This is a genomic window from Ureibacillus galli (assembly GCF_014836845.1).
In the GTDB taxonomy this organism is placed as follows: domain Bacteria; phylum Bacillota; class Bacilli; order Bacillales_A; family Planococcaceae; genus Ureibacillus; species Ureibacillus galli.
This window is the reverse complement of sequence record NZ_JACSQA010000001.1, coordinates 136,020-150,399: the sequence shown is the minus strand read 5'-3', so window position 1 is coordinate 150,399 and position 14,380 is coordinate 136,020. Positions and strand designations below refer to the sequence as shown.

The window sequence follows — 14,380 nt, the reverse complement described above, 5'->3', positions numbered from 1 at the left end:
AATTTTCTTCAATTGAGAAATAGAAACTCTAAAATTTTACAAGAAATTAATTTTGTATAATAATGTTTCTCCTATTAAAAGTGATTATATTCTACTTTTATAGGTGATATAATGTCTTTGTGACATTGTTATGTCAATATTATAAAATTTCGTTACAATAAAAAATGATAAATAACAAGAGAGAAGCAACATTTTTTTGTAATAGATGGTGAAAGTTTAAATATATCAATATAGTAAGAATTTGATCTTGTTTAATATTTTTATATATAAACAATTGTGTTTCTCGAACAGTTAAAAGGTGGAATGATGGTGCGTAAAAATACTTACATTTTTGTCGATGTAGAGGCTACATTAATCCGTGGCCAACAACACATTATTGAAATCGGTGCAATTAAATGGTTGCCAGATGGAACGATTGAACGTTTTTCGCAGCTAATTCAACCGTATAAATTTAAAAAATTAAATGCCCATATTCAAAAGTTAACAGGTATTACAACTGGACAATTGTTAAATGCTCCCCCCTTTAAGTTAGTGATGCCTAAATTTATGAAATGGTGTGGAAAGAATTCCATATTCGTTACCTTTGGTGAATTCGATCGAAAAGTTTTAGAAGAGGAACTTATACGAAATCATATGGATGTTCGTTTTTTATATCCAATAATTGATTTTCAACAAAAATATATGATTGAAAATCAGCTAAAAGAGCAACCAAGTCTTATGAAATTATTAGAGCAATATGACATTACTACAGATATAAACCACCGTGCTCTTGCTGATGCGATTAGCTTGTTTCATATTTTCAAAGAAGCCAATGGTGAAGAGTTAATTGAGAAACAAAGAACGGATCAATTTGGATTAATTTTAAGTGAATTCCGGCAACAGGAAGAAACATATGACTTATATCTTTCTTATATTTCAGGGCGAGTATGGCCAACTTTTGTGGATGTACAATCGATAAAAACAATTCATAAACAACTATTTTTTGAGATAAAAGAAGAACATAAAGAGTTGGAAGACGGGGATATCGAAACAATACATCGCACGATGATTCAACCTAATCAGGAAGTCGAATCATTTATTAAAATGATGATTAATGATATACAAGATAAAGTTTTAATCACTCGAAGTGGTTTAAAACAACTAGCGAAAATTAATCGTTTACACCATGCAGTATTTCCTAAAACAGAGGTCATGACATTACAACATTTACTTCAAAATGACGAGGCAGTTAACGAGTTTACCATTCATCATTCTTCTGTTACGACTTATGAAAATAAACTTCAACAGTTGATGACGAAGTATGAAAAGGAAATTATAGCAGAATTTGAGAAGAGAAATTTATTTGTAAAGGAAAAAGTGGACATTTAAATAGATGGTAAAAGATTTTTTCTTAAATTCCAATTTTGTAAAATCATTGAATTGAAATAAGATAAAATCATTGCACAATAGTAATAAGACAGTTAAAGTTTATAAAGGGAGAAAATAAAGGAGAACTTTTATGCAAAATGTAATTGGTATTGATGCAGGGGGAACTTTAACAAAATTAGCTTATATTAATGAGCAAAATGAAATGGCCTTTGAAATATTTCCGTCCAATGATTTTTCAAAAGTAAAAACTTGGCTTGAAAAGCATCCTCATATAGAAGAAATTGGGTTAACGGGTGGCCGAACAAAACAATTATTGAATGTGTTAAAAACAATGAAATCCATTCAATATTTAGTGGAGTTTGAAGCAACATTTAAAGGAGTTAAGTATTTATTAAATAAAAGTGGCTACGATATTGAAAATGCCATCATTTCAAATATTGGTACAGGGACTTCTATTCACTATATGGAAGGTTATAGCCATATCCGAGTAGGAGGTACGGGAATCGGCGGTGGTACATTAACGGGACTTTCAACGATAATGACCGGTGTTTCTGATTTCAATGAAATTACTTCAAATGCAGCTTTAGGTAGCCGAGAAAATATAGATTTATTTGTAAAAGATATTTTCCAAGGAATGGAACCCCCCATCGAAGGACATTTAACTGCAAGTAATTTTGGGAATGTAAGTATTTTAAAAGATACAAAATATGAAATAAAAGATCTATTAGCGACTATACAAGGTCTAGTTGGAGAGGTAATTACGACTTTAAGTATTCAATTTGCCGAAGAGAAAAAGGCGAATGAAATTATTTACATCGGATCAACTTTAACAAATAATGAACATTTAAAAGAAGTCATCTCCAATTATACAATATTGAAAAAACATAAACCTGTCTTCTTAGACGATTGCGGTTTTACAGGTGCTATTGGAGCTTTACTAAACAAGGTGGAACAATCACAAATTACACAATGATAAATGAAAGGCTTTTAAGCAATTTTTACTTGCTTGAAAGCCTTTTAACCTGTGCATTTTAGCTTGACTTGCATAGCATATACAAAAAACAGTTTTTTATGAAGTGTTTATTGATGGCGGGAAATTGAACATAATAAAATGACCAATTATTTTGCCTTTAATATCGCCTCACGAGCTAAAGCATCCGCTGCTTTATTTTCGTTATCGGGAATCCATTTGATAAAAAATAAATCAAATTGTTCCGACAAGAGAAGGGATTTTTCTAAAAAAGGTTTATATTGTTCGTTTTTCACATATTGTTTTTCAATAGAGGAAACAACAATTTTTGAATCAGATCGAACGGAAATAAAGGAAGAGCCTAATTTAATTGCCTCTTCCAATCCTCGATGTAAGGCGATAAATTCTGCAATGTGATTATTTGTTTCACCGATATATTCGCTTATTTTAATGTGATGACCTTCACCTTTAATAAAGATGCCAATGCCACTTGGTCCTGGATTTCCAGCACTAGCACCGTCGATATAAACTTCTAACAAACTATCCCTACTTTTTCATCATTATTTTGAACATATTATAACTTACTTATGGGGAAATGATAAATTTTTTTCGTAAGTTTAAAGCAGCATCTACTTTGACAAAAGAAAAATGTTAGTAGTAAAATAGGAAAACGTTGTGTAAAGGGGGAGTATTGTGAATAAAAATACAGTTATTAAAGATATTGACGAATTAACCGATACTTATTGCAACGACTGTCCAATTAAGCGGGATTTACGCAATAAGAGAGGGAAATCGGGTGCACACCGTTTTTGCATTGAACAATGTTCGGTAGGAGAACAATTACAATTTTTAGGAAATGAATTAATGAAAATTTATGAAAAGAAGTAAATAGGAAAACAAATAAAAATTACAACTTACTTTTCGTTCATATACATTATATAAATAAGGTCGTCTCCCAGGGGGGGCGATTTTTTATTTTAGGAACAATCAAAAAAGTCCTATAGGTAGTAATTTTACCTATAGGACTTGGCCAGTTCTATTAAATTAAAACGGTGTTGTATTCAAGAAGTTCTTGATAATATTTATTTAATGAGGAGGAAGATACTCCGAAGGATTCAGCAATTTCTTTGATTGTAAATGTAGCACCATTAAATAGATCCTTTTCTTGTCCGAAACGAATGGCACCAGCCGCAATCGCTGAAGCTTTTCTAGCTTTTGGTTTTTTAACTACTAAATAATCCTCTAATTGTTCTAATAATTGATTCGCTTCGATTTGACGTTCCTCTAAAAATTGTTTTGCTTGTTCTACGACTTCGATTTCAAATGATGAATATTCTTCTCCACTATACCCTGAAGCGACTAGACTAGTCCAAAATTGCAAATGATGATTTTGTAAAAATTGCTCAACAGTTTGTTTAGAATCTTCATAGGTCTTTGCAAAGTTTTCAAAGGCTTGTTTATAATTTGTTGGGAAGAAAATTAATGTAGACACAGCTAAGTAATGATTTTCTTTTTTAGATCCATCAGGTAATAAAAAGGCAAAAACTTGCATTCCTTCTGGTATGACACGGTTTGATTCCCGACGAATATAAATCGCTTCTTTTGTAATGGAACCTACCGCCTTAAAATATCGTTCCTCAACAGCTTCGACTTCTCCGATAAACATTTGTGGCTTATGCCATTGGTTTAACAATTCTACAATTGCTGGGCGAATCGTTTTCTTAACAGTTCGTTTGATATAACTTGTCCAAATATCTAATCGTTTATGGAAGAAGAAGTCGTCAAGGGCGACCGCTTCGATTAACTCACGTTGTAAATGGGTTTCTAATTGGGGTGACCATTCTTCAACAATATTTAAGTAATCCTTTACATCTTTTCTTTCGGGATATATGTTATAAAAAGTTTGAAGAACTTGTTCTATTTCTTCTAAAAATACTTGCTCGGTCGTAACTTGTTCGTTACCTTCACAGCACTTTTTGTATTTTTTTCCACTACCACATGGACATGGGTCGTTACGTCCTACCATACGAACACTTCCTTTTCTTTAAATCTAGTTGAATCGTTTACATGGATTTAGTAATTTTATTACTATGCATTCATAATAATATCGAAAATTACTATCTGTTGAAAAATGAAAGTTTATTTTAAACTATTTGAAATATCGGACTTATTATTATTTATATGTTTTATTTGGGAAAAATAGAATTAAAAAACGATTTAATAGAAAAATACTAGTTTTTCCTATGAGAAATCATTCAAAACCGAAATATATCATCTAGCCAAGGATTCATATATAATGGCAATATAGTAAATGATAAAAAGAAATTAACTACAATAAAATTAGGTGATACGGTTGAAAACGTTACAAGGTAAGAAAGTATTAATTACAAGTGGTGGTACATTAGAAAAGTGGGATCGGGTGCGAGGCCATACAAACTTATCAAAAGGAACGATGGGTTGTTTCCTTGCAGAGGAAGCTTTTGCTGCAGGAGCAGAAGTGATTTATATGCACGGCTATTTTGCGAACCTTCCGCAAAATGTTGCAAAAATGCGAACAGTGGTATTTGAAGGAATTGAAGATTTAGCTGATAAATTGAAATCGATTGTACAAAAAGAAATGGTCGATTTTGTTATTATGGCTGCTGCTGGTTCAGATTGGGTCATTGATAAAGTTTATGATCAATCAGGTCATTTGATCGAGGAGAAAGGGAAAATGCCTTCGGAAGAACCACCGATTATTCATTTTAAAAAAGCACCAAAAGTGTTAGGGGAAATTAAAGGTTGGTCACCAGAAACAACATTAATTGGTTTTAAGTTAGAGGCAACGGATAATGTTGATTATTTAATTGAGCGTGCAAAGTTAAGAATGGATTCTTCCAATGCAGAATATATGGTTGCCAACAGTTCTAATTCCCTTTACGGAACAGAAGAACCTCATTTTATTGTTTCAAAAAGCGGGGAAGTATTAAAGATAGAAGGTAAAGAAAAAACGGCTAAAAAGCTAATAGAAATATTAACAAGTAAATAGTTTTTTAAGACTAGAGTGTTCTAGTCTTTTCTATCAATAAATTTCAGAAATTTCTGTTTATACAATTTCTTGAAAGGGCTGATTTAATGTCATTCCAAAGTGTTAAAGAACATTTAGAAAAGTTTCATCGTGCACAAGATATTTTAGTTTTTGACAAAATTAGTGCTACGGTAGAGCAAGCTGCTATTGTATTAGATGTTATTCCAGCTAAAATTGCCAAAACGTTATCTTTTAAAGATAAAGATGGAAATGGATTTTTAGTCGTTACGGCAGGGGATGCAAAGATCGATAATCAAAAATTTCGGGCCGAATTTGACACGAAGGCGAAAATGTTGAATGCTGATGAAGTAGAAGAACAAACAGGACATCCGGTTGGAGGTGTATGCCCTTTTGGATTAGCGAAGGATTTGAATGTGTATTTGGATAAGTCCTTGAAACGTTTTACAACGGTTTTTCCTGCATGCGGTAATAATCATTCCGCAATCGAATTAACATGTAACGAATTGGAGGATTATTCGGGCGCTAAAGCTTGGGTAGATGTAAGTAAAGAATGGGATGAAAGTTTAACTGAATCTAACATGGTTGAAGAAAAGGGAAGTTATTAATATCCGTTTATTTAAAATAGCCAAAAGAAAGGGGCTAATCATGTATTTATTCGATCATATTGTACATTTTGTAGAAAAGCCTGAAAACCTTCTAAATCGCACTAAGGAAATGGGGCTTTATACAGTTGATGGTGGTAAACATGAAATGTGGGGTACTTATAACACGCTTTGTTACTTTGGGTTGTCATATATCGAATTCATTGGGATTTTTCATAATGAATTGTTTGAAAGAGCAGCAAAGAAACCATACACATTACATGAATCTTATGAAAAGCATAATCGCAGAAATGGATTTACACGAATGGCTTTGCGAACAAATTCGATTGAAGAAGATGCTCATCGTTTACGCCAATTAGGTTTAGTTGTTTATGGACCAGAAACCTTTTCCCGAACTCGTCCCGATGGCTCTATATTAACTTGGAAATTATTACATATTGGTGAAGAGGAAACGAAGTTGGATTGGCCGTTTTTAATTCAGTGGGAAGAAAGGGACGAAATTCGTTTTGATGAATTGGTAAAAAGGGGTACAATTGGAAGCCACCCTTTAGGCAACCTTCGAATTTCAGAAGTAGTATATCAGGTAGATGACTTACATGTGGCTCAAAAATGGGCGGACGTTTTCGGATTTACGGTCGAAAAGAATCATTCAACTATTACATTAAAAACTGCCAATTGTAACTTTACCTTTTATAAGAACCTACAGGAAGAAGAGGAACAAAATAAAATAGTCCAAGTTGTTATATCCGGTGCTAATAAAGAAAAACAGGAAGAAATAGAAGGTGGATTGTACCAATTTACGGTGGGAGAATAATTTAATTGAATATACCATCTATATGGAAGCATTTTTCCTATAGTCACATAAAAGATTACTAGAAAGAAAGTGACAATAATTTTGAATGGGACTTATTTTTTGTAAATCTATGAATGAAAGGCGATTACTCTAGAATGGTTGTTAACGTTTTTCATTCTATTTTTCATATCATTGTTTCCAATATTTTAATAATTTTTCGTATAAAGGGGAGTAGCACTCATGAGCTGTTCCGGTTGTCAATTAGCAAATAAAAAAGAAAACGTTCATGTCGTATTTGAAGACAATGATATCTGTTGTATTTTAGACCATCAACCTTTTAATGAAGGGCATGTATTATTATTACCAAAAAAACATACTCGGTTCTTTGATGAACTTGACGATAATACAACAAACTCGTTAATGAAAGCATCGAAAATAATTTCAAAAGCTATAAAGAAATTGTTTCAACCTGATGGAATTACTATTTGCCAAAATGGTGGAATCTTTGATGAATTAACCCATTTTCATATGCATATTGTTCCGAGGTATGAAGGGCAAAATTTTGCAGATTTTTATATAGAGGATGGGGCAACCTACACCGAGGAAGATAATAAACTGGAACAGACAAAAAGAAAGATGATTAAAATGATAAAGGTATTGGAATAAAATCCAATACCTTTTTAAATCCCTCTTTTCCAAAACATGTATTGATCATAAGTTAAAAGTTGAAATGATAAATTTTACTAGGCCGACCTTTTGCTTTTGTTACCTTATTTGTAACAGAAGTTGCATAATTCGTTTCTTCTAGTCTTTTTAATAATCGATTAGCCGTACGAATTGAAACGGATAGATGGATGCTCAAATCTTCAGCTGTAATTGCTTCTCGTTTTAGCTTATAAACTAAACCATATATTTTTTGTAAATGAAGTAAGGATATATTTGTGTCTTCCGCAATTTTTTCCAATTTATCGTTATCGAGGTCGTTCATCGCAACGGTAGCATTGCCATCCAATGGCCCAATAAGTTGATTTTCTTTTGTTAAAATATATGCCTCTGTAAGCGAACCGGTACAATAGGTAGCGGCTTTTTCCGCTTGTATTCGTGCTTCTTGTAACGTTTTGCCGATTCCCCAACCGATTTTCACTTTAAAGGATAACTGATTTCTTAAAAACTCAACGAGAGAACACATTTCCTGATTGTTCGTAATGAATAAAAAGTCTTTATAGTTCGTAATTAATTCGTAATGGATTGCACTTCGATATGTGATTAGAGAGATTCCTAATTTTCGATTAAAATCTAATATCGCTTTATAGAGGGCAATTTGTCGGTATTCAATTTCAGTTGGATCATTTTGAGACATTGAAAATTCTAAAAAACCAGCCACGACTTGACTGTTCATTAAATCAGCTACTTCAATCTCTTTCAACAATTCTAAAATGGTTGATTTCATACTTTCTAAAGTTGGAGTGACAAGAATGAGATTAATATTTTGGTCTTCAAAAAAAGAATGTAAATTTGTTAACCGAGTTAAGGAAAAACGTACCTTCTGCTCCTCCCAAAGTTTCGAATGGGCTTCATATACGACATCGTATGCATTTGGATGTCCAAAGACTTCGACCGTATCTCCTAGTAAGTATGGAAAATCTTCTGGTGATAAAATTTCCTTTAATCTTAAATAATTATTCTCTTTATATAAAAAATCAATAATGCAATGCTTAAATGAAAAGTCAGGGTACTTATATTGGATTTCTGCGATTTTAAAATAAAAGTCCCGTTCGGAAATATCAAAATAGGCACATGGTACTTTAGAAAAATGTTCAGGATGATTTCTTTGGATATGTAAGTAAGGAATCTGGCCACTGAAAATAATTCCGTCAAAGGTTTTCACTTTTTCTAAAAAGGCTTCTTCTAATTCGGTTAGATTCTCATAAAAGAAGATTTGCAGATTAATATTATCAATTTGAATCGTTTCACATTTTTTTAACCATCTGTATGAATATTTAGTCGAAAAGGCGCATACGTTATACATTTAATATCCTCCATTGTCACTATTGTGGTAATTTTCAAAATATTTTAACCTAATTTAAAGACATTGTAAAAAATAGTCCGAAAATAGAAAAGGGGGAAATAAAGAAATATGAAAAACAATCCGGAAATGGAAATTGCTAAAAATGGAGCTTTCAACAAGTTTTTAAATACTGTTGAAAAAATCGGTAATAAATTACCTCATCCATTTATGCTGTTCTTCTATCTTACACTTATTCTCATTGCAATTTCATTTATTTTAGGCGTAATGAATGCCTCTGTTATTCATCCTAATACGGGTGAAACCGTAACCGTTAACAATTTGCTCTCAAAAGAAGGCATTCGCTATATTTTAGATAATACGTTAACAAACTTTACTGGTTTTGCACCGTTAGGATTAGTATTAACAATGATGCTCGGTATTGGTTTATCAGAACGAGTAGGACTATTTTCTGCATTAATGACAAAGGCAATTACTAAAACACCTAAACGAATCGTAACATTTATGGTCGTTTTCATTGGTATTTTAGGGAATATAGCTTCGGATGCTGCCTTTGTAGTCATTCCTCCTTTAGCTGCTTTAGTCTTTTTATCTTTAGGAAGACATCCTTTAGCCGGTTTAGCAGCTGGACTAGCTGGTGCTGGTATTGGTTTTACAGCAAATATATTAGTTGCCGGTACTGACGCATTACTTTCGGGTATTACAACAGAAATCGCTAAGTCCATTGATAGTACGATGGTCGTTTCACCATTAGATAACTGGTTCTTTATGAGTGCATCCACATTTTTATTAGCATTTTTAGGTGCTCTCGTTACAGATAAATTTGTAGAACCACGTTTAGGAAAATATGATGGAGAAAAGAAAGCAGATTTACACGATTTAACGCCATTAGAGAACAAAGCTCTACGCAATACAGGAATCGCTGCTTTACTATTTATCGGTTTAATTTTAGTTTTAATGTTTATTCCTAATTCACCGTTATTAAATGATGATGGTACATTATTACGTTCACCATTTTTATCAGGCATTGTACCAATCCTTTTTGCCTTTTTCTTAATAACGGGTATTACATACGGTGTATCGGTTCGAAAAATTGAAAAAATTGCTGATGTTCCGAATATTATGGCGGAAGCGATTCGCGATCTTTCTAGTTATATCGTATTAATTTTTATGATTGGCCAATTTATCGGATATTTTAACTGGACGAATATCGCCACATGGATGGCTGTCCACTTAGCAAATCTTTTAACTTCTATTAATTTAACAAATGTCTTTGCAATTGTGTTATTCACATTGCTTGTTGCAGTTCTAAGTTTATTTATTATAAGTGGGTCTGCCCTTTGGTCACTTGTTGCACCAATTTTCGTACCAACTTTTATGTTATTAGGGTACCATCCTGCCTTTGTTCAATTAGCTTACCGTATAGGTGAATCTTCTACAAATATGGTAACGCCACTAAATCAATATTTTGCGATTATACTAGGCTTCATGCTTATTTATAACAAAAGAGCAGGAATCGGTACTTTAATGTCATTGATGATTCCATACACAATTGTTTTCTTAATTGCATGGATCATTTTAATGTTAGTGTTTGTCATGTTTAATATTCCAATTGGTCCGGGTGTTCACTACTTATTAAAATAGGAGATGACGTTCAATGAATTTTCTTACGATAGATAAAAATTATTTACAAGTTTTAAAAGAATGGAGAAGGGATTTTCACAAATTTCCTGAACCAGGATGGTTAGAGTTTCGTACTTCTGCTATTATCGCCGATAAACTTGAAGCTTGGGGATATGATGTTTATGTAGGGAAAGAGATTGTGAACGGTATTTCATTAGGTGTACCTGATCAATCGTTAGCAAAAGCTTTTTACCAAAAAGCATTGGATAGTAGCGTTCCAACAAAATGGTTAGAAAAAATGGAAGCTGGGAAAACGGGTGTCATTGCAACCTTCGACACAGGAATTGAGGGTCCAACCATTGCTTACCGTGTAGATATCGATGCACTACCTATTCTTGAGTCTTGTGATGCAGATCATGTGCCAGAAAAGTTACATTTCCGTTCTCAAAATGAAGGGTTTATGCATGCTTGTGGTCATGATAGTCATGCAACAATCGGGTTAGGTTTGGCGGAACAATTAATGAAAAGAAAAGAAATGCTCCGTGGAAAGTTTATTCTTATTTTCCAACCTGCTGAAGAAGGGGTAAGGGGAGGAAGTGCGATCGTTTCTTCTCCTTTATTAGAAAAAATCGATTATTTATTTGCCCTTCATATTGGAACGGGTGTACCAAAAGGGACATTTGTTGCAGGAGTAGAAGGTTTTTTAGCCACATCAAAATTTGATGTAACGATTAAAGGTGTTGCTGCTCATTCAGGTGTCAATGCTGAAAGGGGAAAAAACGCTTTGTTAGCTAGTGCCCAAGCAACACTCGCTTTACATAGTTTGCCTCCCCATAGTGAAGGTGTAGCGCGTATGAACGTAGGAACGTTACAGGCGGGAAGTGGACGAAATATTATACCATCACTTGCAAAAATGGAATTTGAAATTCGTGGAGAAACGACGGCCATTCATGATTTTTATGAAAAACGAGTTCAAGAGATTTTCAATGGGATTCGTGCAATGTATGACGTTGAAATTCATTTAGAAAAAGTAGGATATGCATTAAATATTCCATCGGATCAAAGATTGGCCAAAATATTAAAGGAAACGGCAACATTCCAACCTTCAGTTAAGGAAATTGTTGAGTATAAGGAATTTAATTCCGGTTCTGAGGATGCTACGTTTTTTATGAAACATGTACAAGAACAAGGTGGATTAGCATGTTATTCCATTATAGGGACAAATTTAGCTGCTGATCATCATCACGAAAAATTTGATATTGAAGAAGATGATATGTTATCCGCCCTTGAAATTTGGTTAAACGTGCCATTCAAAATTTATGAGGAGATGAAGAGGAATGGCTAATTTGGAGGATATTGAAAATTTATATCATCGATATGAACAGGATTTAATCAAACTTTCTGATCGTATTTGGGAAATACCTGAAACTCGGTTTAAAGAAAAAGAGTCAGTAAAAGTTTTAACAACTTATTTGGAACAAATTGGTTTTCAAATTGAAATGGGTGTAGGTGGTATCGATACTGCCTTTGTGGCTAAATACGGTACAGAAGGTCCTGTTATTGGTATTTTGGGAGAATATGATGCTCTTCCAGGGTTAAGTCAAAAAGCAGCTAGTCCAGTTAGAGAGCCACTTATTGACGGTGGTAACGGGCACGGTTGCGGTCATAATCTACTAGGGACTGCTGGTATTGGAGCAGTTGTTGTATTAAAAGATCTAATTGATAAAGGAGAAGTTGTTGGTAGAATTCACTATTTCGGATGTCCAGCAGAAGAGGGTGGTTCGGGTAAAACCTTTATGGTTCGTGAAGGAGTATTTAATCATGTAGATGTTGCATTAACTTGGCACCCGAACTCCTTTACGAGTGTATTTAATTTCTCCTCCCTTGCAAACTATCAAGTATATTTTGAGTTTGAAGGAATTGCTTCCCATGCGGCCAATTCGCCACACTTAGGCAGAAGTGCGTTAGATGCAGTTGAATTGATGAATGTGGGTGTGAATTATTTAAGGGAACATATTTCAAAGGATGCAAAAGTCCATTATGCCATTACAAACTCTGGTGGAATGTCCCCAAACGTCGTCCAAGCAGAGGCGGAAGTATTGTATTTAATCCGTGCGAATACGATTCAAGAAGTAGATGATATTTATAAGCGAATTGTAAAAATTGCAGAGGGCGCTGCATTAATGACGGAAACGAAAGTAAAAATAAAATTTGATAAAGCATGTTCGAATTATATTCCAAACGATACAATTAACCGAATTATTTACAAAAAGTTACAATTGGTAGGGTTACCAACTTATAATAAAGATGAATTACAATATGCAACGAAAATGGCCGAAACAATCAGCCTTGCTGAATTTTCCAGTGCCCTGGAAGAAATCAAAACGATGTCTGAAAAAAGCCTTGCTGTTAATGGAAAGGGGAGGGAATCCGTATTTTACCCTGAAGTTGTTCCTTATCAACAGTCGAAGGCTACTATGGCAGGCTCTACTGATGTGGCGGATGTGAGTTGGGTTGTACCAACTGCCCAATTCTTTGCTACTTGTTTTGTGCTAGGTACACCACTTCATAGCTGGCAGCTTGTTTCACAAGGAAAAACGGGTCTTGCTCACAAAGGGATGATTTATGCAAGTAAAGTACTTGCATTAACGGCTTTAGAGCTTTTACAAAATCCAAGTTTAATTGAGCAAGCAAAAAAAGAATTACGAGACGAAGTGAAAGATACTTATATTAACCCGATTCCAAAGGAAGTTGTTCCAAATATGTACGGTTAATAAGGAATAATTCTTTAAAAATTTCAAAAGAGTAGGTTCAGTTTAAATGACTGAATCTGCTCTTTTATGAAACAAAATAAAAAACCAGTCAACATTTTGACTGGTATCTATCTCTCTATAATTTAACAACATTTGAAGCTTGGGGGCCTCTGTTGCCTTCTACGATATCAAATGATACCGCTTGCCCTTCTTCCAATGTACGAAATCCTTCTTCTTTAATGCCAGTGAAGTGAACGAAAACGTCTTCACCATCGTTACACTCAATAAAACCGTAACCCTTTTCGTTATTGAACCATTTTACTTTTCCTTGGTGCATAGAGGCGTTCTCCTCCTATTCCATAGTAATGGCATCCTTTATTATAAGCTTGTTACGAATTAAAATATACATTATTATAAAAATAGTGTCAACATTTTGACATTTAAGTAAATAAATGAAAAGGAAAAAAATGGCTGTAAATTTCAAGTGATTATTTAATCTATTTTAATATTGAAGTACTACGATTAGTAAAAGAAGTTCATTCTTTTTTTATTAGTACTTTCCAAAAAAGTTTTTATACTATTAGGATATTCAATCATTTCTTTTTTTAAGCGTAATTGTGAAAATTCCATTTCAATATATTATAAATAACACTTATTGTAAGTGATGAGTAAAGGAGGAAAGTATTGGAAGAGCTAGTTATTTTGTTTTTATTTGCTATAACATTACATAATTTAGAAGAAGCATTATGGTTACCAGCTTGGTCTCAACAAGTTTCAAAATTTCATAAACCTGTTGGGAAAGATGAATTCCATTTTGCGGTCATTATCATTACTTCTTTAGCGTATCTTATCACTTTTCTTTTTTTACTATACCCAAATTTAAACTTAATTAAATACATGTTAATCGGCTTTCTCGGTTCAATGGTGGTAAACGCCATTTTCCCCCATTTGCTTGCAACAATCTTATTGAGACGATATGCACCTGGTGTTGTAACGGGAATATTATTAAACATACCAATTAATAGTATGATCATCGTTCGATTTATTCAAGAAAACGAAATAACACTCACTGGGTTATTTATATCAACCATCATCGTTGGTATAGTATTGTTAAGTCTAATACCAATTTTATTTAAAGTAGGAAAACGATTACTCAACAAAATTGATGAATAACATCTCTATTAGGACATGACATAACGGCTTCCTACAAACAGTGG

15 protein-coding genes are annotated in these 14,380 nt (G+C 33.4%); 11 read left to right on the top strand and 4 right to left on the bottom strand.

The genetic code is table 11. The features are described from left to right. Positions 1 to 309: 309 nt before the first annotated feature. Positions 310 to 1,368 (top strand): exonuclease domain-containing protein, encoded by a 1,059-nt coding sequence (locus H9636_RS00740; protein WP_191705743.1) that lies wholly within the window; start codon positions 310 to 312, stop codon positions 1,366 to 1,368. Between the two features lie 130 nt (positions 1,369 to 1,498). Next, a complete protein-coding gene (gene coaW, locus H9636_RS00735) occupies positions 1,499 to 2,341 on the top strand; it encodes a type II pantothenate kinase (RefSeq protein ID WP_191705742.1) in 843 nt (280 codons plus the stop codon). A gap of 146 nt (positions 2,342 to 2,487) precedes the next feature. On the opposite strand, the gene H9636_RS00730 is transcribed toward coaW, so the two are convergent. Continuing rightward, a complete protein-coding gene (locus H9636_RS00730; protein WP_191705741.1) occupies positions 2,488 to 2,877 on the bottom strand; it encodes a ribonuclease HI family protein in 390 nt (129 codons plus the stop codon). A 154-nt stretch (positions 2,878 to 3,031) separates the two neighbouring features. Here H9636_RS00730 and H9636_RS00725 point away from each other — a divergent pair, with 154 nt between their 5' ends. Further along, positions 3,032 to 3,226, top strand: coding sequence for a zinc-finger domain-containing protein (locus tag H9636_RS00725; RefSeq protein WP_122970957.1), 195 nt, complete (start codon positions 3,032 to 3,034; stop codon positions 3,224 to 3,226). 151 nt (positions 3,227 to 3,377) lie between these two features. On the opposite strand, the gene H9636_RS00720 is transcribed toward H9636_RS00725, so the two are convergent. Then, positions 3,378 to 4,364, bottom strand: a complete 987-nt coding sequence (locus H9636_RS00720; protein WP_191705740.1) for a YecA family protein — start codon at positions 4,362 to 4,364, stop codon at positions 3,378 to 3,380. A gap of 327 nt (positions 4,365 to 4,691) precedes the next feature. Here H9636_RS00720 and H9636_RS00715 point away from each other — a divergent pair, with 327 nt between their 5' ends. From H9636_RS00715 to H9636_RS00700, 4 genes are all read left to right on the top strand, one after another. After that, the gene (locus tag H9636_RS00715; RefSeq protein WP_191705739.1) at positions 4,692 to 5,366 is read left to right on the top strand and encodes a phosphopantothenoylcysteine decarboxylase domain-containing protein; all 675 of its coding nucleotides are present in this window, start codon (positions 4,692 to 4,694) and stop codon (positions 5,364 to 5,366) included. Positions 5,367 to 5,452: 86 nt separating this feature from the next. Next, positions 5,453 to 5,971, top strand: a complete 519-nt coding sequence (locus tag H9636_RS00710; protein WP_191705738.1) for a YbaK/EbsC family protein — start codon at positions 5,453 to 5,455, stop codon at positions 5,969 to 5,971. Positions 5,972 to 6,011: 40 nt separating this feature from the next. Continuing rightward, positions 6,012 to 6,782 (top strand): VOC family protein, encoded by a 771-nt coding sequence (locus tag H9636_RS00705; RefSeq protein WP_191705737.1) that lies wholly within the window; start codon positions 6,012 to 6,014, stop codon positions 6,780 to 6,782. 219 nt (positions 6,783 to 7,001) lie between these two features. Next, positions 7,002 to 7,427: an HIT family protein gene (locus H9636_RS00700; protein WP_191705736.1), complete on the top strand. Its 426-nt coding sequence runs from the start codon at positions 7,002 to 7,004 to the stop codon at positions 7,425 to 7,427. Between the two features lie 52 nt (positions 7,428 to 7,479). Here H9636_RS00700 and H9636_RS00695 read toward each other — a convergent pair whose 3' ends face one another. Beyond that, positions 7,480 to 8,790 carry a helix-turn-helix domain-containing protein gene (locus H9636_RS00695; protein ID WP_191705735.1) on the bottom strand — a complete coding sequence of 437 codons (1,311 nt, stop codon included), beginning with the start codon at positions 8,788 to 8,790 and terminating at the stop codon, positions 7,480 to 7,482. 108 nt (positions 8,791 to 8,898) lie between these two features. On the opposite strand from H9636_RS00695, the gene H9636_RS00690 reads away from it, so the two are divergent. The 3 genes from H9636_RS00690 to H9636_RS00680 are packed head-to-tail and all read left to right on the top strand — an operon-like array spanning position 8,899 to position 13,184. Then, complete coding sequence (locus tag H9636_RS00690) at positions 8,899 to 10,431, top strand: AbgT family transporter (RefSeq protein WP_191705734.1); 1,533 nt, start codon at positions 8,899 to 8,901, stop codon at positions 10,429 to 10,431. Positions 10,432 to 10,444: 13 nt separating this feature from the next. Further along, entirely contained in the window at positions 10,445 to 11,755 is a 1,311-nt protein-coding gene (locus H9636_RS00685; RefSeq protein ID WP_191705733.1) for an amidohydrolase, read from the top strand. Next, positions 11,748 to 13,184: a M20 family metallopeptidase gene (locus H9636_RS00680; RefSeq protein WP_191705732.1), complete on the top strand. Its 1,437-nt coding sequence runs from the start codon at positions 11,748 to 11,750 to the stop codon at positions 13,182 to 13,184. Before H9636_RS00685 ends, H9636_RS00680 begins: the two co-directional genes overlap by 8 nt. Positions 13,185 to 13,299: 115 nt before the next feature. On the opposite strand, the gene H9636_RS00675 is transcribed toward H9636_RS00680, so the two are convergent. After that, complete coding sequence (locus H9636_RS00675; protein ID WP_122970966.1) at positions 13,300 to 13,500, bottom strand: cold-shock protein; 201 nt, start codon at positions 13,498 to 13,500, stop codon at positions 13,300 to 13,302. A gap of 347 nt (positions 13,501 to 13,847) precedes the next feature. Between H9636_RS00675 and H9636_RS00670 the strand changes: the two genes are divergently transcribed. Next, positions 13,848 to 14,336 carry an HXXEE domain-containing protein gene (locus H9636_RS00670; protein WP_191705731.1) on the top strand — a complete coding sequence of 163 codons (489 nt, stop codon included), beginning with the start codon at positions 13,848 to 13,850 and terminating at the stop codon, positions 14,334 to 14,336. Positions 14,337 to 14,380: the final 44 nt, after the last annotated feature.